The sequence below is a fragment of the Acidobacteriota bacterium genome (assembly GCA_009691245.1).
Classification (GTDB): Bacteria; Acidobacteriota; Terriglobia; order 2-12-FULL-54-10; family 2-12-FULL-54-10; genus SHUM01.
In genome coordinates this window covers 24,943-44,420 of record SHUM01000002.1, presented here as the reverse complement: position 1 = coordinate 44,420, position 19,478 = coordinate 24,943, and the positions used below count along the sequence as shown (strand labels likewise).

General features: G+C 56.0%; 17 protein-coding genes. 14 read left to right on the top strand and 3 right to left on the bottom strand.

The features are described 5' to 3' along the window. Window positions 1-52 precede the first annotated feature (52 nt). The 12 genes from EXQ56_00995 to EXQ56_00940 all read left to right on the top strand — a co-directional run bounded on the left by EXQ56_00995 (window position 53) and on the right by EXQ56_00940 (window position 14,604). Entirely contained in the window at window positions 53-1,060 is a 1,008-nt protein-coding gene (locus tag EXQ56_00995) for a PstS family phosphate ABC transporter substrate-binding protein (GenBank protein MSO19035.1), read from the top strand. Between the two features lie 18 nt (window positions 1,061-1,078). Continuing rightward, the gene (gene pstC, locus EXQ56_00990) at window positions 1,079-2,011 is read left to right on the top strand and encodes a phosphate ABC transporter permease subunit PstC (GenBank protein MSO19034.1); all 933 of its coding nucleotides are present in this window, start codon (window positions 1,079-1,081) and stop codon (window positions 2,009-2,011) included. After that, entirely contained in the window at window positions 2,008-2,901 is an 894-nt protein-coding gene (pstA, locus tag EXQ56_00985) for a phosphate ABC transporter permease PstA (protein MSO19033.1), read from the top strand. Before pstC ends, pstA begins: the two co-directional genes overlap by 4 nt. Then, window positions 2,895-3,698 (top strand): phosphate ABC transporter ATP-binding protein, encoded by an 804-nt coding sequence (pstB, locus tag EXQ56_00980; GenBank protein ID MSO19032.1) that lies wholly within the window; start codon window positions 2,895-2,897, stop codon window positions 3,696-3,698. Before pstA ends, pstB begins: the two co-directional genes overlap by 7 nt. Then, on the top strand, window positions 3,584-4,414 hold the full coding sequence (phoU, locus tag EXQ56_00975; GenBank protein MSO19031.1) for a phosphate signaling complex protein PhoU: 831 nt from the start codon (window positions 3,584-3,586) through the stop codon (window positions 4,412-4,414). The genes pstB and phoU overlap by 115 nt, the downstream gene beginning before the upstream one ends. Window positions 4,415-4,742: 328 nt before the next feature. Continuing rightward, window positions 4,743-4,982: an acyl carrier protein gene (locus tag EXQ56_00970; GenBank protein MSO19030.1), complete on the top strand. Its 240-nt coding sequence runs from the start codon at window positions 4,743-4,745 to the stop codon at window positions 4,980-4,982. Window positions 4,983-5,136: 154 nt separating this feature from the next. Continuing rightward, the gene (gene fabF / locus EXQ56_00965; protein MSO19029.1) at window positions 5,137-6,378 is read left to right on the top strand and encodes a beta-ketoacyl-[acyl-carrier-protein] synthase II; all 1,242 of its coding nucleotides are present in this window, start codon (window positions 5,137-5,139) and stop codon (window positions 6,376-6,378) included. Between the two features lie 45 nt (window positions 6,379-6,423). After that, window positions 6,424-7,206, top strand: coding sequence for an electron transfer flavoprotein subunit beta/FixA family protein (locus EXQ56_00960; GenBank protein MSO19028.1), 783 nt, complete (start codon window positions 6,424-6,426; stop codon window positions 7,204-7,206). Window positions 7,207-7,290: 84 nt separating this feature from the next. Then, window positions 7,291-8,283 carry an electron transfer flavoprotein subunit alpha/FixB family protein gene (locus EXQ56_00955; GenBank protein ID MSO19027.1) on the top strand — a complete coding sequence of 331 codons (993 nt, stop codon included), beginning with the start codon at window positions 7,291-7,293 and terminating at the stop codon, window positions 8,281-8,283. Between the two features lie 68 nt (window positions 8,284-8,351). Then, entirely contained in the window at window positions 8,352-10,055 is a 1,704-nt protein-coding gene (locus EXQ56_00950) for an electron transfer flavoprotein-ubiquinone oxidoreductase (protein MSO19026.1), read from the top strand. Between the two features lie 21 nt (window positions 10,056-10,076). Next, window positions 10,077-10,553: an ArgR family transcriptional regulator gene (locus EXQ56_00945; GenBank protein ID MSO19025.1), complete on the top strand. Its 477-nt coding sequence runs from the start codon at window positions 10,077-10,079 to the stop codon at window positions 10,551-10,553. A 292-nt stretch (window positions 10,554-10,845) separates the two neighbouring features. Next, on the top strand, window positions 10,846-14,604 hold the full coding sequence (locus EXQ56_00940; GenBank protein ID MSO19024.1) for a hypothetical protein: 3,759 nt from the start codon (window positions 10,846-10,848) through the stop codon (window positions 14,602-14,604). Window positions 14,605-14,687: 83 nt separating this feature from the next. Here the strand turns inward: EXQ56_00940 and queF are convergent, their stop codons facing one another. Then, window positions 14,688-15,104: an NADPH-dependent 7-cyano-7-deazaguanine reductase QueF gene (queF, locus tag EXQ56_00935; GenBank protein ID MSO19023.1), complete on the bottom strand. Its 417-nt coding sequence runs from the start codon at window positions 15,102-15,104 to the stop codon at window positions 14,688-14,690. A gap of 1 nt (window position 15,105) precedes the next feature. Beyond that, window positions 15,106-15,687: an NUDIX hydrolase gene (locus tag EXQ56_00930; protein MSO19022.1), complete on the bottom strand. Its 582-nt coding sequence runs from the start codon at window positions 15,685-15,687 to the stop codon at window positions 15,106-15,108. A gap of 233 nt (window positions 15,688-15,920) precedes the next feature. On the opposite strand from EXQ56_00930, the gene EXQ56_00925 reads away from it, so the two are divergent. Then, the gene (locus tag EXQ56_00925; GenBank protein ID MSO19021.1) at window positions 15,921-16,742 is read left to right on the top strand and encodes a response regulator transcription factor; all 822 of its coding nucleotides are present in this window, start codon (window positions 15,921-15,923) and stop codon (window positions 16,740-16,742) included. Here the strand turns inward: EXQ56_00925 and EXQ56_00920 are convergent. After that, complete coding sequence (locus EXQ56_00920; protein ID MSO19020.1) at window positions 16,739-17,470, bottom strand: polysaccharide deacetylase; 732 nt, start codon at window positions 17,468-17,470, stop codon at window positions 16,739-16,741. The genes EXQ56_00925 and EXQ56_00920 overlap by 4 nt on opposite strands. A gap of 194 nt (window positions 17,471-17,664) precedes the next feature. Here EXQ56_00920 and polX point away from each other — a divergent pair, with 194 nt between their 5' ends. Beyond that, window positions 17,665-19,425 carry a DNA polymerase/3'-5' exonuclease PolX gene (gene polX / locus EXQ56_00915; protein MSO19019.1) on the top strand — a complete coding sequence of 587 codons (1,761 nt, stop codon included), beginning with the start codon at window positions 17,665-17,667 and terminating at the stop codon, window positions 19,423-19,425. Window positions 19,426-19,478: the final 53 nt, after the last annotated feature.

Genomic DNA, 19,478 nt, shown 5'->3' with positions numbered 1-19,478 from the left:
TAAGCGCCATAGATTGCGCTACCAAGGAGAATAAATGTTGAAATCAATGTTGATGAACAAACTGGGTTTTCTCGTTTTAGCAATGGTCATGGTGATGGGATGCAGCCGCCCCAGCGAGCCAACAACGGAAGCACCAGTTGCCAGCCAATTGACCGGGGCCGTCCTGATTGATGGCTCCAGCACGGTCTATCCTATTACGGAGGCAGTTGCGGAGGAGTTCCAGAAACTTTATCCGCAGGTTCGAGTGACTGTGGGTATTGCCGGTACCGGCGGTGGATTCAAGCGGTTCCTGGCCGGCGAGACGGATATTAACGACGCTTCACGTCCAGTTCTGACTGAAGAAGTGGAGACCGCTGTAAAGAATGGATTGCAGTTTGTGGAGTTGCCGATCGCCTATGACGGTCTATCCATCCTGGTCAATTCGAAGAACGATTTCGTTAGCACTCTAAGCGTTGCCGAACTCAAAAAAATGTGGGAGCCGGGCAGCAAAGTGAAGCGCTGGAGCGACGTCCGGCCCACTTGGCCCGCGCGCGAAATCCACTTCTTTGGCGCAGGCACGGACTCTGGGACGTTCGATTATTTCACGGAAGCCATTAACGGCAAGGCTAAGGCGATTCGCGGCGATTTCAGCGCCAGCGAAGATGACAATGTTCTGGTGCAAGGCATCGCCGGAGATGTGGATGCCATCGGCTTCTTTGGTTTCGCCTACTACGCCGCCAACAGGGACAAACTAAAATTGGTTGCGGTGGACAATGGCGCTGGCCCCATCCTGCCTTCTCCAGAAACAATTCGCGACGGCAGCTATGCGCCGCTCTCCCGTCCCGTTTTTATTTATGTCGCGGCCAAAGCCGAGGCTCGACCGGAAGTAAAGGCGTTTGTCGATTTCTACCTCGCCCAGGGTGGGCCGCTGGCTACCGAAGTCGGTTATATCCAGCTTCCGGATACCATCGGCGGTTTGGTAAAGCAGCGTTGGGCTAGTAAAGTAGCCGGTAGCGTTTTCCATGGACACGCGAAAGAAGGGCAGTTGAACCTGGAAGCATTATTGCAAACTAGCAAATAGCGATCTACTAAACCTTGCTTGAGTACTACAACCACAAGTCGCACCGCGCTCGATAGCCTTCGCGTACGGGGACATCGTCGATGGGTGGAGGAAGCCATCCGCCTGGCGCTGTTCCTGTGCGCGTTTCTTTCAGTGGCCACCACGGTGGGGATCATCTGGGTACTGGTGCGCGAAGCCTCCGCCTTCTTCTTTGCTGTTTCACCAATCGAGTTTTTGACCGGAACGCGCTGGGCTCCGCTTATCGAGCCGAGGTCATTCGGCGTGCTCCCTCTCGTTTGCGGGACCATGCTGGTAGTGGCCGGGGCCGCCCTGGTCAGCTTGCCCTTGGGACTGGCGAGCGGTATTTTCCTAAGCGAGTACGCATCGCATCGCTCACGCAATATCCTCAAGCCAGTTCTGGAGATTCTGGCTGGAGTCCCGACCGTCGTCTACGGGTACTTTGCCATCACTTTTGTAACCCCTCTGTTGATGCGTGTGTTACCGCAGACCCAAGTCTTCAACGCGGCCAGCGCTGCATTTGTGGTCGGCATCATGATTCTTCCCATGGTGTGCTCACTCTGCGACGATGCCTGCCGCGCGGTGCCACAATCGCTGCGCGACGCTGGCTACGCGCTGGGGGCAACTGAGCTGGAAGTTTCCACGCAGGTGGTTTTGCCCGGCGCTCTCTCGGGCGTGCTGGCCTCGTTTGTGCTGGCGCTCTCCCGCGCCATCGGCGAGACCATGGCGGTTACCTTGGCTGCTGGAGCCACTCCTAAGCTGACCATGAATCCGCTCGAAAGCATTCAGACTATGACGGCTTACATCGTCCAGGTGTCGCTCGGCGACACTCCGGCGGGCGGCATCTCCTATCAAACTATATTCGCTGTCGGAGCTCTGTTGTTTGTGATCACTCTCATAATGAACTTGCTGGCGAATCGAGTATTGCGGCGTTTTCGTGAGGTCTATGAATGAGCGAAGTGGCCACAATTTTACTGAAATCGGAAGGGTCCAACCTGCAGCGGCGGCATCGTCGCAGCCGGATGATGAAAACTTTTTTTCAAGTAGCCACCTGGACGGGAGTCTTCATTCTGGCCATTCTGCTGATTCAGATTTCATGGCAGGCGATGGGCTGGCTGGATCTGCAGTTTCTGACCAGTTTTCCCTCGCGGTTTGCGGAAAAGGCGGGTATCAAGGCGGCACTGTGGGGAACCATCTGGCTGATCCTGCTTACCGCGGTCATCTCCATTCCCATTGGCGTAGGCGCCGCGGTCTATCTGGAAGAATACTCGGGCCCCAGTTGGTTGAACACCACGATTGAAATCAATATCGCCAACCTCGCCGGGACCCCGTCGATTGTCTATGGTATTCTCGGCTTGGCGCTGTTTGTCCGTTGGTTAGACTTGGGAAGGAGCTTGCTGGCTGGCGCATTGACCATGAGCTTGTTGATTCTTCCGGTGACCATAATGGCCAGCCGCGAGGCGTTGCGGGCTGTTCCCAAATCGATTCGCCTGGCTTCCTTTGCGTTAGGCGCTACCAGGTGGAACACGATTCGTCATCACCTGCTGCCGGCGGCGTTGCCGGGGATTATGACCGGAATCATTTTGGCGTTGTCTCGAGCCATCGGGGAATCTGCTCCGCTGGTAATGATTGGGGCGCTTAGCTATGTGGCATTTACTCCGAATGGTCCCATGGATTCCTTCAGCGCCTTGCCCATTCAGATATTCAACTGGGCCTCACGCCCGCAGAAAGAGTTTTACAGTCTGGCCGCCGCCGGCATTGTCGTATTGCTGCTAGTCTTGTTGACAATGAACGCGGCAGCCATCTGGATTCGCGCTCGGGCGCAGAAAGATTCACGATGGTAAAAGAGTCGGAGATGATGGCGAATGAAACGGTTCAGCCTCCAGTTGTCGGGGGATCCATCCTGGAAGCCGTTTCTTTGAGCATTCGCTACGGAGTCGTTCCCGCCGTGCGCCAAATTAATTTGGCCATCGCGGAGCGGCAGATCACGGCCATCATCGGTCCGTCCGGTTGTGGCAAGAGCACCTTCTTGCGCGCCTTCAATCGGATGAATGACTTTATCCCAGCGGTTTCCACGGAAGGCCAGGCGCTCTACAGGGGCGTCAACCTGTACTCTCCTGATATCGATCCCGTTGAAGTGCGACGGCGCATCGGCATGGTTTTTCAAAAACCCAACCCCTTTCCCCGGTCCATCGCCAAAAACGTCTCCTGGGGACCTTCCATCAATGGACATACTGGTAATCTGGCGGAGTTGGTCGAAAGCTCGTTGCGTAAGGCCGCTTTATGGGACGAAGTGAAGGACAAGCTCGACCAGAGCGGGTTGGCGCTCTCCGGGGGGCAGCAACAGCGGTTGTGCATCGCGCGTGCCATTGCCCTGGAGCCGGATGTGATTCTCATGGACGAGCCTTGCTCGGCTCTTGATCCGGCATCCACGGCGCGCATTGAGGACCTCCTGTTCGAATTGAAAGAACGGTACACGATCGTCATCGTTACCCACAATATGCAGCAAGCCGCGCGGCTTTCGGACTGGACGGCGTTCTTCTCCGCTGGAGACCTGATCGAATTTGGGTCGACAAAGGAAATATTTACTCGCCCGCGCAAACGCGAGACGGAAGACTACATCACCGGAAAATTCGGTTAGCATTCTTTTCTTACACCTTTTTTCTTACACCTTGGTACACTTTGGCACACCATTTACAAATTGAGATTGCGCGCCTGAAACGCCGTCTACTAACCATCGGCGAGACCGTGGCGATGACTGTTCAGAAAGCGGTTACCGCCATTCTGGAGCGCCGCGCCGGCCTGGCCGAGGAGGTCATACTCGGCGACAATCGCATTAATCTGGGCGAAGTCGAGATCGAAGAGGAGTGCCTGAAGCTGCTGGCTCTTTATCAGCCGGTGGCGGCCGATCTTCGCTTCATCGCTGCGGTGATGCGTATCAACAATGATCTGGAGCGCATGGGAGATGAGGCGGTAAATATCGCCGAGCACGCCCAAACCTTGGCTCAGTCAGAGCCTCTCGTATACCCACCCCAAATTGAGCAAATGACCGCGGCCACCATGCGCATGCTCTTGGGAAGCCTGGACTCCTTCATCAAGGCAGACCCCTATGCCGCGAGAGACATCTGCGCGGCAGACGACGAAGTGGATGACTATAATCGCCGCGTAATTGAACAGGTCTGGCAGATGATGAAACAGGATTCATCTACGATTGAACGGGCCACGCATCTGTTTTCTGTTTCCCGCCATCTTGAAAGGATTGCCGACCACGCTACAAACATCGCCGAAGATGTGGTTTATATGGTTGAAGGCGTCATCATTCGCCACCACCCTGTGAGTCGGCAGACGGATCAGTAAAGTTCCGCGGAATCATAATTATTTTCAACGCATGTCCACCTTAGTTGGACCTTGCTCTGCTTGACCCATGAGTGCAGCCGTCGTTAGAATCGTTCGATGGTGAGATGCTGGGATCTCTTGGAACCATTGGAGTTGCCGGTGATGGGAGGTGGTTCCTTGCAGCGCGAGGTACAGTCATCCGGAAATTTGCAGTACAATAGACAGTTTCAGACCAGTATGCGGTGCGGTCCGTGACAGTAGTCTGAATGAAACGTCCCAAGCGGAGCCGCTAAAACTGACTGAATCGTATTGTGAGCAGCTAGCATAATTTATCTAAGAGGGAGGGGCCATGGCCTCGATTGAAGAGAAAGTAAAGCAGATTATCGTTGAGCAGCTTGGAGTGGAAGAGTCGGAGGTTACGCCGACCGCTTCTTTTGTGGACGACCTGGGAGCCGACTCGCTCGATACGGTTGAGCTGGTAATGGCGCTCGAGGAGTCCTTCGAGATCACCATTCCCGACGAGGATGCGGAAAAAATTAAGACCGTCAAGCAGGCCATTGATTACATCCAGTCGCATTCTAAAGGCTAGGCACAATACTTAGCCTACCGGAAATTTCTCCGGGACATTTGACGGGACCTTTCTTGGAAGGCTGCTCCGACCTGCATCCGGCAAGGTTGCAGATTTGGGTGCAGTCCGGAGCTTTCCCTCCGCAACCGTTGCGTAATTCTACATAAAGGATGATATGGGCAGACGAGTCGTCATTACCGGAGTTGGCTTGGTGACCGCCCTTGGGATCGGTACGGAGGAGTCTTGGAAGGCGATCCTCGCCGGACAATCCGGCGTGGGTACCATTTCACGATTTGATCTGACGGATTACTCCTGCACCATCGCCGCGGAAGTGAAAGGGTTCGATCCGCTGCTCTGGATTGAGAAAAAAGAAATCAAGAAAATGGGATTGTTCATCCAGTTCGCCCTCGCGGCGGCGGACTTTGCTATGAAGCAATCCGGGTTGAAAGTTACCGACGATATCTCCGAGCGAACAGGCGTTTGTATTGGCTCCGGCATCGGGGGATTCGATGTCATCGAGCGCGAGCACACCGCGCTCATGCAGGGTGGACCACGCCGGATATCACCTTTCTTCATCCCCGCCAGCATCGTCAATCTCGCCGCCGGCCATGTTTCGATCCGACATAATGCCAGGGGGCCAAACTCGGCCACCTGTACGGCGTGCTCTTCGAGCGCGCATTCCCTCGGCGATGCTTTTAAGATTATTCAGCGAGGCGCGGCGGACGTCATGATTAGCGGTGGAGCGGAGGCTGCCATCACTCCGATGGGCGTGGGCGGGTTTGCCTCCATGCGAGCACTCTCCACGCGAAACGAGGAACCCACTCGCGCCAGCAGGCCGTTCGATAAAGAACGCGATGGTTTTGTCATCGGCGAAGGCGCAGGCATCCTGGTCCTCGAAGAACTGGAGTTCGCCAAGCAACGCGGGGCCAACATTATTGCTGAGATCGTCGGCTACGGAATGTCCGGCGACGCTTTCCACATCACTCAGCCTTCTGAAGATGCCGACGGTGCTTTCCGTGCGATGCGGGCCACACTTGAAGATGCCGGTGTGAAGCCTGAACAGGTCGATTACATCAATGCTCACGGGACTTCCACGCCATTTAATGATCGGTTGGAGACCCTGGCCATTAAGCGGTTGTTTGGCGATCACGCTCGCAAGGTGGCCATTAGTTCAACGAAATCCATGACGGGTCATTTGCTCGGCGGCGCCGGCGGAGTTGAGGCTGGCTTTGCTGTGCTTTCCTTGCGTGATCAAATTATTCCGGCTACCACCAACTATGAAAATCCCGATCCAGATTGCGATCTGGACTATGTCCCCAATCAGGCGCGTCCCGCCAAGTTGGACTACATCCTCAGCAACTCCTTTGGGTTCGGGGGAACCAACGCCGCGCTGCTGTTCCGCCGCTTCCACGAGTAACCGGAACAAGGTGATGGACCGCGTGGTCGTTCGTATACTCTCACAATGAAAATACTGGTCTGCCTAAAGCAAGTTTCTGCCAAGGAATCCACGCTACGGTTGAGCGAGGACTCCCTCCATGTGCGTGAATCCGATCTGAGTTTTGAAATCAACGAACCCGATACATTTGCTCTCGAAGAAGCGCTGCGCCTGAAGGAAAAGCTCGGAGGAGAGGTCGTAGTGGTCAGCCTTGGACCAGCCAGGATTCTGGCGTCCATCCGCGAAGCATTGGCCAAAGGGGCGGACCGCGGCATTCATATCGAGACGGAACATTCGGAGTCGGTGGATCGTGCGTGGGCCGCGGGACGGATTGCCGCGGCGGTTCGCGAGGAGAAGTTTGATCTCGTGCTCACCGGATTGCAGTCGGACGATTTGGGGACAGGGCAAACGGGCGTGATCCTGGCGGAGATTCTCGGTCTACCCCACGCCACCATCATTATGGAAATTCAGATTGAGGAATGTCGTATTAAGGCCAAGCGCGAACTCGAGAATGGGTGGTTTGAATGGGTGGAGATGCCGCTGCCAGCGCTGCTGACCATTCAGTCTGGATTGAATAAGCCGCGCTATGCCAGCCTGCTGGGCATCAAAAAAGCCAGGACCAAGGAAATACGCCGCGTAACGCCGGCGGAACTTGGGGCAGAGGTTTCCGGAACGAACACGCTTAGACTCAGGAAAATTTATGTTCCTATAAAATCCAAGAACACGGAATTTCTAGAAGGAACACCGAAGGAAGCTGCCGCCAAACTGGTTGAGCGAATACGCCGCGAGATTGCTTCTTTGCAAAGTTAGCGGTCTGCAAATATCCGTTTGGGGTGTCCATCCGAGCGGAGCGGAGAATCTGCATTATTATCGCCGTAGGGAATGCCCAGGATTATGACTCAGTCCATCATCGCCATACTGGAACATCAGGATGGGAAAATCGTCCGCTTAAGCTGGGAAGCACTCGCCGCCGCGCAGAAGTTGGGTGCGGCGCTGAACCTGCCAGTGGAAGCGATGGTGCTGGGTTCTGGGCTGGGCCATCTCGCCGGCCAGGTGGCTGCCTGCAAAGTTACGCAGGTTATTAATCTCGATGCTGCGGAGCTGAGTCAATACACACCCGATGCGTATTGCCTTGCCTTGCATGGTGCGGTTGCGATCCGCAATCCTTCCTACGTATTTCTTCCGCACACTTATCAAGTCCGGGAATTTGCCCCGAAGCTGGCGGCGCGGATGGGGCGTGCAATACTCAGCGATTGCACCGGATTCCGTATTGAGGGTGGCGAGGTGATTTTTTCCCGCCAGCTCTATCAGGGCAAGCTGAGCGCTGATTTGAGTTTCGAGGGAGACGGCCCCTATTTCATTTCCGTGCAAGCCGGAAGTTTCCCCGCTGCCCAGCTTGAGCGCGGCGAAAACCCTGCGCCGGTAATTGTGGAGCGGGTGGAGTTACCGAACGATTCAATACGCACCATCCCTCTGGAACGTGTGCAGGAGGCGAAGCGCACGGTCGATCTTTCGCAGGCCGAAGTGATCGTGGCCGTGGGCCGCGGCATCAAGGAGGCTGAGAACCTTCCGCTGGTGGAGAAACTCGCCGCGGCACTCGGCGGGCAGATCGCCGGGTCGCGTCCGATCTGCGATAGCGGATGGCTGCCCATGGAACGGCAGGTGGGCAGCTCCGGGCAGACGGTCTCACCCAAACTCTATTTTGCCATCGGCATCTCTGGAGCCATTCAGCATCTGGTGGGCATGAAAGGCTCGCGGACCATCGTGGCGATCAACAAAGACCCCAATGCCCCCATATTTGAAGTGGCCGATTTCGGCATCGTCGCCAATCTGTTTGATGTTCTTCCAGCCTTGACGGAAGAGATTATTAAAGCCCGCCAAGGCTAATGAAAGCCTGGCAGGGCTAATCCACCAATCGCTATTGAACTCGCAATTTAACTACGTGATTGAACCACATGGCAGAGCGCGAACGTTTTGACACAACCGTTCTGATCGTCGGCGCCGGACCGGCTGGCCTGGGGACCGCGCTACGGCTGACGCAGCTAATCCATCAGCATAATTCTGAAATTGACCGCGGTTCCCGTCAGGGACGAAAACTCTCGACTGAAGAAATTTGTCTATTGGAGAAGGGCCGGGAGATCGGCTCACATCTTCTCTCTGGCGCGGTGATGGACCCGCGTGCCCTGCGTGAGTTGCTGCCCGAATTCGATTCCGCGGATGGCCCTGATGCGGCTCCAATCGCCTGTCCCGTTGCACGCGATGAAGTCTACTATTTGACGGAACTTGGTCAATGGAAACTGCCCATCCTTCCACCGTTCTTTCACAATTCCGGAAATAAGATTGTTTCACTGAACCGTCTGGGGCGCTGGCTGGGGGAGAAAGTCGAACAGTCGGGCGCGACCATTTTCGCCGGTTTCGCGGGCAGGGAATTGGTATATGAAGAGGGCCGCGTAACAGGCGTCCTTACCGATGACAAGGGCGTGGACCGCGCAGGAAATCACAAGAGCAACTTTGAGCCTGGTTATCATGTGCGCGCCAGGATTACGGTGCTGGCGGAGGGCTCGCGCGGCTCACTCGCCAAACAACTGCTGGCCGACACTCTCCCATCCAGGATTCCTCCCAGTAGCAGCAATCCACAGACCTATGCTGTCGGCGTCAAGGAATTGTGGGAAATTCCATCGGGCAGGATCGCGCCGGGAACGGTGATCCATTCGGCGGGCTGGCCGCTGCGCAGCGATCAGTTTGGCGGCGGCTGGCTCTACGCCATGCCGGAGGGGATGATTTCGGTCGGTCTGGTTTCCGGCCTCGATTATCGCGACCCACGGTTTGACCCGCACACCGCATTTCAACGCTATAAAACCCATCCTCTGATTCGGCGGATTCTGGAAGGCGGGCAGTTGGTGAAGTATGGAGCCAAGTCGATTCCCGAAGGTGGCTGGTACTCGCTGCCGCCACTTTCCATATCGGGAACGCTGCTGGTGGGGGACACCGCGGGTTTCCTGAATTCTCAAAGGCTGAAGGGAATTCATCTGGCCATGAAGAGCGGCATGCTGGCCGCCGAAACGATTTATCAGGCGATGGCGGCGGACGATTTCTCCGACGCGCGGATGAGCGAGTACGCCTTGCGTGTCGAAAACAGTTGGATTCGTGAAGAGCTTTGGCCGGTCCGCAACTTTCACCAGGCGATGCAAAACGGGCCTCTGCGCGGCGGAGCTCATGTGGCGCTGCAAATGCTCACCGGCGGGCGAGGGCTATACGCGCGATATCCGAGCCGCCCCGGTCACGAACACATGGCGAAGCTCATTCAGGTAGCGGAGAATAGCCAGCCTCCGTTGGTTCCGGATGGCAAGCTGACATTTAGCAAGACAACGGATGTATTTCATTCCGCCACACGGCATGAAGAGAACCAACCATCGCATCTTTTAATCGCGGACACGAATATTTGCAATACGCGTTGCACGGTGGAATATGGTAATCCCTGCCAGAATTTTTGTCCGGCGGCAGTGTACGAAATGGTGGAAGGCAAGCAGCGCCGTGAGATTCATTTGAACCCATCCAACTGTGTCCATTGCAAAACTTGCGATATCATGGACCCGTACCAAATTATTACCTGGGTTCCGCCCGAGGGCGGCGGCGGCCCCAGCTACGAGAACCTCTAGCAGGAGACCTGCTCGCGAGCGATGATAGGCTCTGCGAGCGTTGCACCCATTGTGAACAAAGCATTTCGCCACGAGCAGATATTGAACGTAATCCGCCATAAGGAAGTGCGCACGCAGGATGAGCTTTCTCATGCGCTGAAGGGCGTTGGCGTGCGCGTAACGCAGGTTACGCTTTCCCGCGATATCCGTGAAATGGGTTTGGTCAAGGGGCCGCGCGGATATCAGGAGGCAGGAGCCGCCGCCGGGTCTGATGGCGAGGAGACCAACAGCTTTAAGCGCGATGTGGTCGATTACGTTCGGGATGTGCTGGTCGCGCAGAATCTGCTGATCATCCGTACCGTGCGTGGCACGGCTGCGCCGGTGGCCGACGCAATTGATAAGGAGCACTGGCCGGAAATCGTTGGGACCATTGCCGGAGAAGATACGGTTTTCGCCGCCGCTCCGGATGGGAAAAGGGCGCAAGAAGCGCGTGACCGGCTATTGGCTTTACTGAAGTAGGGTTCGCTACCCGCACCAGATTGTTGCCACGATTTCCGTCTTCCCGCATATCAAAACGCTATCAAAGCGCGATGCCCGAATAAGTTTCCTGCTGGTTTATGCAACCCGAATCCTCTCAGAGGCATCGATATACTTCTTTGGTTTAGTCTATAATTATTGCAGATTCTTGCGCGCCCAGTTGCGCGGTTGCCATCAGATTGAATAGAATAGGAAATCACCCAGTGTTGCCGGGACTAGTCAGCGCGGCGGATACAAGTCAACGATAGGGACGGGTGGTCGAAACTCCGGAGAAATGTTTGGCTTAATGATGAAGAAACTCTTTCTGATCGGTACCATGTTACTGCTTGTCGGCGCAATGGACGGCTTGCTCGCGCAAGCGCCCGCGTTGCCGAATCCGCTGGTTACCGGCCAGGCCGCATCCATTGTGGTCGGTCAGAGGAATTTTTCCGACATCACGTTTGGCAACACACCGGATCGTTGGGGCGCCGTCTCCGGCATGGCCATCGCCGGGAATCGGTTGATTGTCGCGGACTCTTCTTATCTGGCCCCGCCGAACAATAACCGTGTGCTCATCTACAACAATCTTGCCTTAATCAAGCAACGACTCCCCCAGGGAAACCTTCCGAATGCGGATATTGTCTTGGGACAGGCCCGTCCCGACACCACCACTCCGGGCACTTCCGCCACGTTGATGAATCAGCCGGTGGGCGTCGCCACTGATGGCACGCGACTATTCATTTCCGAGTGGGGAAATAATCGCATATTGATCTACAACCGCATTCCCACGGAAGAGGGCGTGCCCGCCGATGTCGTGATTGGTCAGGCCAATTTCACGACTTCCGCGTTTGCAGCCGGCGCCAACCGCCTGCGCCGCCCCAACAGCGTGGCCAGCGACGGGCGTCGAGTGTTTATTGCCGATACCCTGAACAACCGTGTCCTGATCTATAATTCCATCCCCACGCAGAACGGCGCGAACGCGGATGTGGTTCTCGGCCAGGCCAACTTCGACAATTTTGGACGGTCTCCCGCCGCCGCCAATCGCACGTACGATCCGATGAGCGTGACCACCGATGGCACACGGCTCATCGTTACCGACTTCGGCAACAACCGCGTGCTCATTTACAATTCCATTCCCACGCAAAGTGGCGCGAGCGCGGACGTGGTGGTGGGTCAGTTAGATTTCACCGGAGCCGAACCAGGAAACACCGCCTCTACCCTGAATTTTCCGCGCTATGCCTTCAGCGATGGCACACGCCTGCTGATTGTGGACTCCGGCAACAACCGTGTCCTGATCTATAACCGCATTCCCACCGCCAATGGTGCGGTGGCCGACCTGGTGATTGGGCAACAGGATTTCACGGGTTTGTTCGAAAGCTGCGCGGCGTCCTACTTCGCCGTGCCCTATGCGGCGGGCAGCGATGGCGACACTCTGTTTGTTGCGGACAGTTTTAACCGCCGTGTTTTGGGATTCCGTCCGGGCGCGCCCCTCATCAGCTCCGTCGTGAATGCCGCGAGCTTTTCGGCCCGTGCGCAAACTGCGGCTTGCAGCGTCATACTGCCACAGCCGCCGGTGGCTCCGGGTGGATTGGCCGCCGTGATGGGCGCCAATCTGGCGGACTCGTCGATAGAATCCAAAGACCTGCCGATGGCATACGAATTAGGCGGCGTCAGCGTAAAGGTCAACGGCATACCCGCGCCGGTGTATTTTGTTTCGCCGGGGCAGGTTAATATACAGATTCCCTTTGAAGTTACCGGATACAGTGCGTCTATAGAAGTAACTCGCCGAACCGGTAATACCTCAATCACTTCCGCCGCGGCTCCCCTTGGACTCGCTAATGGCGCACCCGGCATCTTTACCGTGGACGGCAAAGCCGATGGCAATGGGCCTGGTTTAATCACCCACGCCAACCTGACTCCAGTAACCGAAGCCAATCCGGCGAAAAAAGGGGAAATCCTCATCGCTAATGTTACGGGACTCGGAACGGTCGATCATCCCGTGGTAAATGGTGTCGCAGCGCAGTTTGGCGCGGAAGGGACCATTACCGTCAACGGTGTGGTCGCGGAAGGCCAAACCGTGACGGTTACCATCAACGGCCGGACCTACTCATACACCGCTCGCAAAGATGATACGCTTACATTGGTCAACTCCGGTCTGGCAGCCTTAATCAATGCCAATGACCCGGATGTAAAGGCTACAGCCAATGAAGCCGAGGGCGGCATCGCCCTGCGCGCCATAGTCTATGGGGATCAGGGTACCAACATCACCTACTCGGCCTCGGGTGCGGACGGCTCATCACTCAACGCCACGACTGCAGGTTCACTCTCTCTTCCCGCCAGCTTCTCCTTCAGCGGGACTCCCGTTCCTGGTCAGACGGTGCTGTTCACTTTCGCGCAGACTTCGTACACTTACACGGTTGTGGCTGGCGACACCGCCGCGGATGTCTTGAGAAAGATTGCTGCCGATATCGACTCGGACCCCAATATCGCCGTTGGCGTGGATCTGGCAAATTTGTCAATGCGCTTGGTGCTGGAAGACGAAAACCTGAACATCCCATTCCGTTCGTCTCTGTCCGATGCGGGGACTTCCATTGTCATCATCGCCGGGACTTTCTCTTCGGTTCCGGGATCACTCACTTTCGCGGGACCGGTGACTCCCGGACAAACCGTTACGATCGTGATGCAGAGTACGCAGTATCCCTATACGACGGTCGCCGGGGATACTCTGGAGACTCTGGTTACGCGGCTGGCCGCCTTGGTGAATGCGGATACCAACGTAAGCGCCACTGCGGACACCGCTAAAAAATCCATCGCCTTTGCATTGAAAACTCCGAATCTGAACATTTCCTTTTCTGCATTTGTCCGTCTGGCGGCAGCCTTCCAGGCTGATACCGGCGGAGTGGGCGTTGCTCCCGCGACGCTTGCGCTACGCGGAAACCCCAGCACTGGGCAAACGGTAAGAGCATTCGTCGGGACGCGTATTTATTCCTACACGGTGGTTGCCGGCGATACGCTGGGGACGATTGCCACCAGGTTGGCTGGCCTTATTAATGTTGATCCCAAAGTTTCGGCAACAGCGGATTCAGCAGCGGGCACGATCTCCATTGCCCTTCGGGAAGAACCGAAACTGCTCGTTCCAGGCTCCATCACTTTCTCCGGGGCACTGACAGGCGGCCACGTTTTAACCCTTCAGTTGGGAGGGGTTTCCTATACCTATACGGTTGTGTCCAACGACACTTTGCAAACCCTGGTAACGAAATTCTCTCAAGTCATCAATGCGGACCTCAATGTTGCCGCTGTTGCGGACACAATCACGAATCGGATATTACTATCCCGCAGGAACCCCACGCTGACAGATGCAATCGAGTTCCGCCTGATTTTACCCAGTGGTTCGACACTCACGGTTGTTACCACCAGCGCGGATCAAACCCCTGTTTCCATATCCATTGGTGGAACGCAACCCTTCCAACTTCTGACGGAAGGCAACAGGCTGACTGCGGGAGACGCGCAGGCAACGAATACGGTTTCCGCCACGATAGGCGAAGCATTGAATGTCGTTCCCGGCACCATCTTCTTTGGCGGGACGCCGGTTCCTGGCGAAATTCTCACCGTCCGTCTGCTGGAGACAGTGTATCAATATACCGTTTCTGCATCCGACACGTTGCAGTCCATGGTTACCAACTTCGCGCAGGTAATCAGCACGGACCCCAACGTTTCCGCCACGGCGGATACCGTGAATAACCGGATTAACGTTGCCCTGAAGAACCCTACCTCCAACTCGCAAATCTCCTTCCGCCTGATTGTTCCCACTGCCTCAACGCTGCTCGGCATCACCGACAGCGCTACGACCACGGGTTCGACTGGAACATCCGTTTCTTTTGCCGGGTTGCTGAAAGGATCGGTGGGAGTTTACCAGGTGTACTTCACCGTTCCGACCGACGCTGCTCCGAATCCCTTAACAAAGTTTTCGCTGCAACAGAACCTGATCATTCTCGGCTCCGTGAGCGAATTCGATATCGTCAGCAACACCGTTACCTTTCCTGTCGGCGAATAACCGGACACAGGTTGCAAACAAGGCTCTCGCAGCTCTGATGATGGCAGGGCTGCGAACAGTTTTTCAGTGCGGCTGTCGAGAAATTAACTGCGGCTGGTTTTGCTCTGAGACTTACTCGGTTTGTCGTAGCGGACTTCTATTATGCTATGCATGCCGCCTCGGGTGCTGAACTCGCCCTTCACAATGGCCCACTCGGGCCGACAGGCATCCGCGATGTCTTCCAGTATCCGGTTGACCGCGTTCTCATAAAAAATCCCTAAATTGCGATAGCCCAACAGATAGTACTTCAGCGACTTCAGCTCGATGCAGGTGCGGCCTGGCACGTAGCGAATGGTGATGGTCCCGAAATCGGGCAGGTGCGTCTTCGGGCAGATGGATGTGTATTCAGGCACCATAATGGTAATCTCAGTTTTCGGAAACTGATTGGGCCAGGTGGAGAGCGCCGGGAGCGCCGCGGTTAGTCCCGCGCGGGACAGATCGTCGGGATAGTCCTTCTTCATTTTATTTAATCTTCCTGTTTGATTTTGGTTGAGTCTGGGCCACCACGAACTGCTTCCAGTAGAGCAACCCAATCAAGGTCTTTGAGTCGCATATCTGTCCGGTCCGAATCATTTGCAAGGCCCGTTCAAAAGAAAAGCGATGCACGGTAATCTGCTCGTCGTCCTCTGGAGTAGCCTGGCCCGGCACAAGCTGGTCGGCCAGATAGATTGCCATCCGCTCGTTCAGAAAGCCCGGAGATGGAAAGTATTCCACCAGCTTTTTCCATCTGCGCGCACGATAGCCGGTTTCTTCCGTCAACTCCCGCTTGGCGGTTTGCAAAAAAGTTTCCTTGGGGTCGCGCGTTCCCGCGGGCAGTTCCCATATCTCGCAGTTGATGGCGATGCGATATTGCCGGATCAATACGACGTTGCCGTCTGGCAGCACGGGCAGGATTACCGACGAGCCAGGGTGGTGAATTATATCTCGCGTGGCCAGCAGGCCATTCGGTTCACGAACGCGGTGGCGCTCCAGCGAAAAAACACGGCCTGAGTACAAGATCTCGCTGGCGCCCAGCTTCTCTGCATGGTCTTTTGCTTTGGTCATTTGCTTGTCATAAGTTGGTCAGGCGCTTGTCGGTGTTGCCGCAAGATGCGTAAGAAAAATTAACTACGGGAAAATGAAATTATAGCACGGCGGGAAAATTTCGCGGTTCAGTGTCCGGCGCGCCCGCATGGTATCGGTCGTGCTTCTCTGGATGCACGCAGGGCGGACTGTTATACTGCTCCTTCGACATGCGCGATACCAACAAAATCGAGGCTCGGGCGGCGGACTTGCCGATGATCACCGCAATTGTTGTGGATGATGAGCAACTGGCTCGCGCGGAGTTGATCTATCTGCTGAAGGCGCACGGCGATGTTCGCGTGGTGGGCGAGGGCCGCAGCGGCAATGAAGCGCTCCAATTGGTTAAAGAGCACGAACCGGACTTGTTGTTTCTGGACATCAATATGCCGGGGCAGAACGGCCTGGAGGTGGTTCGCAAGCTGATCGAGCGGCGAGGGAAAGCGAAGCTCCCGCAGATTATCTTCGCCACCGCCTACGATCAATACGCGGTCCAGGCATTCGAGATCAGCGCGGTCGATTACTTGCTGAAGCCCATTGAGAAACCCCGGCTCGCACAATCGTTACAGCGCGTTCGACGGTTCCTGGAATCTTTCAGGAGAACTCCGGAGAAGATGGGCAGCAGTCTCGATGGAGTGCTGAAGGCTTTGCAATCGTTGCCTCCCAATGCAGTCCAACCGAGAACAGCGCTGGCTGCGGGGTCGCAGTCCAAGCTCATGGTCCGCTCCGGCAACCGCATGTTGCTGATCGACGCACGTGATCTGATCTTTGCAGCCATGCAGGACGGAAGGCTTTCCATGGTGGCGAAGGATTGCGAAGGGGAATCCAACTTCAAATCTCTTGATGAGCTGCAAGCCGTGCTGCCCGCCGCGTCATTCTGGCGCGCGCATCGCTCGCATCTGGTGAATATTGATCACGTACGAGAGGTTATTCCCTGGTTCAAGAGCACCTACAAACTGCTCATGAATGATCGCAAGGGCACTGAGGTTCTGGTGAGTCGCGCACAGACTCCGCGTTTGAGGGAACTATTTAATCTTTAGACTGGATCGTTTGAGCGTCGTTGCAATTGCGCAATCGTAACGAAACGATATCGAGGCGTCAGTTCCGCGATGATGGCTGGCAGCGCATCGGCGGTGTTCGCTCGCGTGCCGGACTCCTTTGGCGGCACTCCATCGTGCAGCAGGATGATGGAACCAGGCCGAGTCTTCTGCGCCACGCGGGAGGCAATTTCAGAGGGAGAGCTTTTCCAATCGAACGAGTTTACTTCCCACATGATTGCCTGCATCCCGAGGGATCGCAGTATGGGAGCCAATCCAAACCAGCGAAGTCCGTAGGGTGGGCGAAAGAGAACTGGGCCTGTGGCGTGTGTATTCTGAACGATCACTTGTTGGGCGCGCTCAATCTCTTGTTTAATCCAGCCGGGAGATCGCCACAGGAATGGTCGGTGCGAGTAGGCATGATTGCCGATAGCGTGCCGCTCGTCCGCGATGCGGCGAGCGATCTCGGGATAGTGTTCCACATTTTGTCCGCACAGGAAGAAGGTGGCCTTTATCTGATGCTCAGCGAGGATGTCCAGGATGCGCGGCGTATCCTCACCTGGGCCATCATCAAATGTGAGTGCGACTGCTTGCCGATCACGCGGCCCAGCGACGAGGCTTGGGCAAATGATCTGCGAATCGGGAGCCGCCACCATATACCAAACCAGCCAGCCCAAAGCCGCTAGCAATCCCATGGTCAGCCCGATCATCAAGAGTGTGGACATAATCATTCATCCCCGGTCCTAGCAGAGCTGGCAGAGTAATAGTTTATTCCATCCAGCGCTTTGTCCCGGAATTACATGATATAAATTTGGTGGCCCTTCCGAGCACAGTGAAGAATCTGTTTTTCCCCCAATCGCCAAAATAAGAGCAGAGCATATCCTTCGCTGCGTTCAGAATGACAGCGATGAGATAAAATCATCCTATGGACAATCATAAGATCGCGCAAATTCTTACGGAAACCGCCGACCTAATGGAGATCGACGGCGCGGATGGATTTCGCATTCGCAGCTATCGCAATGCCTGTCAGGCTTTGGAAACCATGACAGAGCAGGCGGCTGATATTGCTGCGACGCAAGGGCGTCACCTTACCGATGTTCCCGCCATCGGCAAGAGCATGGCCGCTCATATTGAAGAGATTCTGCGCACGGGCAAGCTGTCCGTGCACAAAGAGCTGCTGCAGAAACTCTCGCCCGTCGCGCTGGAGATGCTCAAAGTCCAGGGCCTTGGTCCGAAGGGAATCGCCACGGTACTGAGCCATTTCAAGGTGGCGTCGCTCGGGGAGTTGGAAACGTTGGCACGACAGGGCAAGTTGCGCGATTTGCCGCGCATGGGGGAGAAGCTGGAGCAGAAGATTATCCGGTCTTTGGAGTCTCTGCAGCAGACCGCGGGCCGCCGTTTGATTGACGTGGCCGATCATCTGGCGAGCGAACTGGCTGATTATCTGAAGCAGGTTCCGGATGTGAAGTCGGTAACCGCCGCCGGCAGTTTGCGCCGCGGATGCGAGACAGTAGGCGATATTGATCTGCTCGTTTCAGGCGGCGATGCCAAGGATGTTGCAACGCATTTTCTAAAGCATCCGCAGATCGCCGACGTCATCGCACAGGGCGAGAACAAAATCAGCGTGCATCTGAAAGAGGGTATTCAGGTGGACGTGCGCATGTTGGAAGAAAGCTGCCACGGCGCCGCGCTGCAATACTTCACCGGATCGAAGCTACATAATGTTGCCTTGCGCGACCGCGCGAAACGCATGGGCTACAAGCTCAATGAGTATGGATTGTTCCGCATTCAAGACGAAAAACTCGTTGCCGCCGCGACGGAGGAAGAGATTTATTCCACGCTGGGTCTGGCCTACATTGAACCGGAGCTGCGGGAGAACACAGGAGAATTGGATGCCGCCGAAGTGCAGGAGGACCGTCCCGCTCAGCATCCTAAACTGCTGAGGCTCCCCACGCTGCTGCGGCTGGAAGACATGCGTGGCGACCTGCACATGCACAGCACCGCCTCGGATGGGAAGTTCTCAATCACTGAGATGGCTGAGGCCGCTCGCTTGAGAGGTCTTGAGTACGTGGCCATCACGGATCATTCGAAATTGTTGGCGATGGCCAACGGCCTCAACGAGAACCGATTGCTGGAGCAGATCAAGCAGATACGTTCATTGGCGAAGCAGGTGGAGGGCATCCGCATCCTGTGCGGAACGGAAGTGGATATCCTGGCCGACGGCTCACTCGATTTAGAGGACGCTGCCCTGGCCGAGTTGGATGTCGTGGTCGGTAGTGTTCACTCGCACATGAATCAGCCCGCGGAGCAGATGACGGAGCGTATTCTGAAAGCGATCGAGAATCCTAATCTATGCATCATCGGCCATCCGACGGGCCGCTTGCAACTGCGCCGCGACCCATTCCCTTTTGATATGGAGGCCGTTCTGAAACACGCCAAGCGCCACGGCGTGGCCATGGAGATCAATTCGTTTCCCGACCGGCTCGATCTGCGCGACACGCATGTCAGGATGTGCAAGGAGATTGGAGTGAAGCTGGTGATCTCCACCGACTCCCACCACACCCGCCACCTGAGCCACATGAAATATGGAGTGCTGACGGCGCGGCGCGGGTGGCTCGAAAAATCCGATGTGTTGAACACGCTGCCCGCCGAAAAGTTCCTGGCCGCGTTGCGGAAATCCGGGTAGCCACGGTGAGCGCCGTTCTCGCCGTGGGCTTTTTGTTCCAATGACAGATCCCA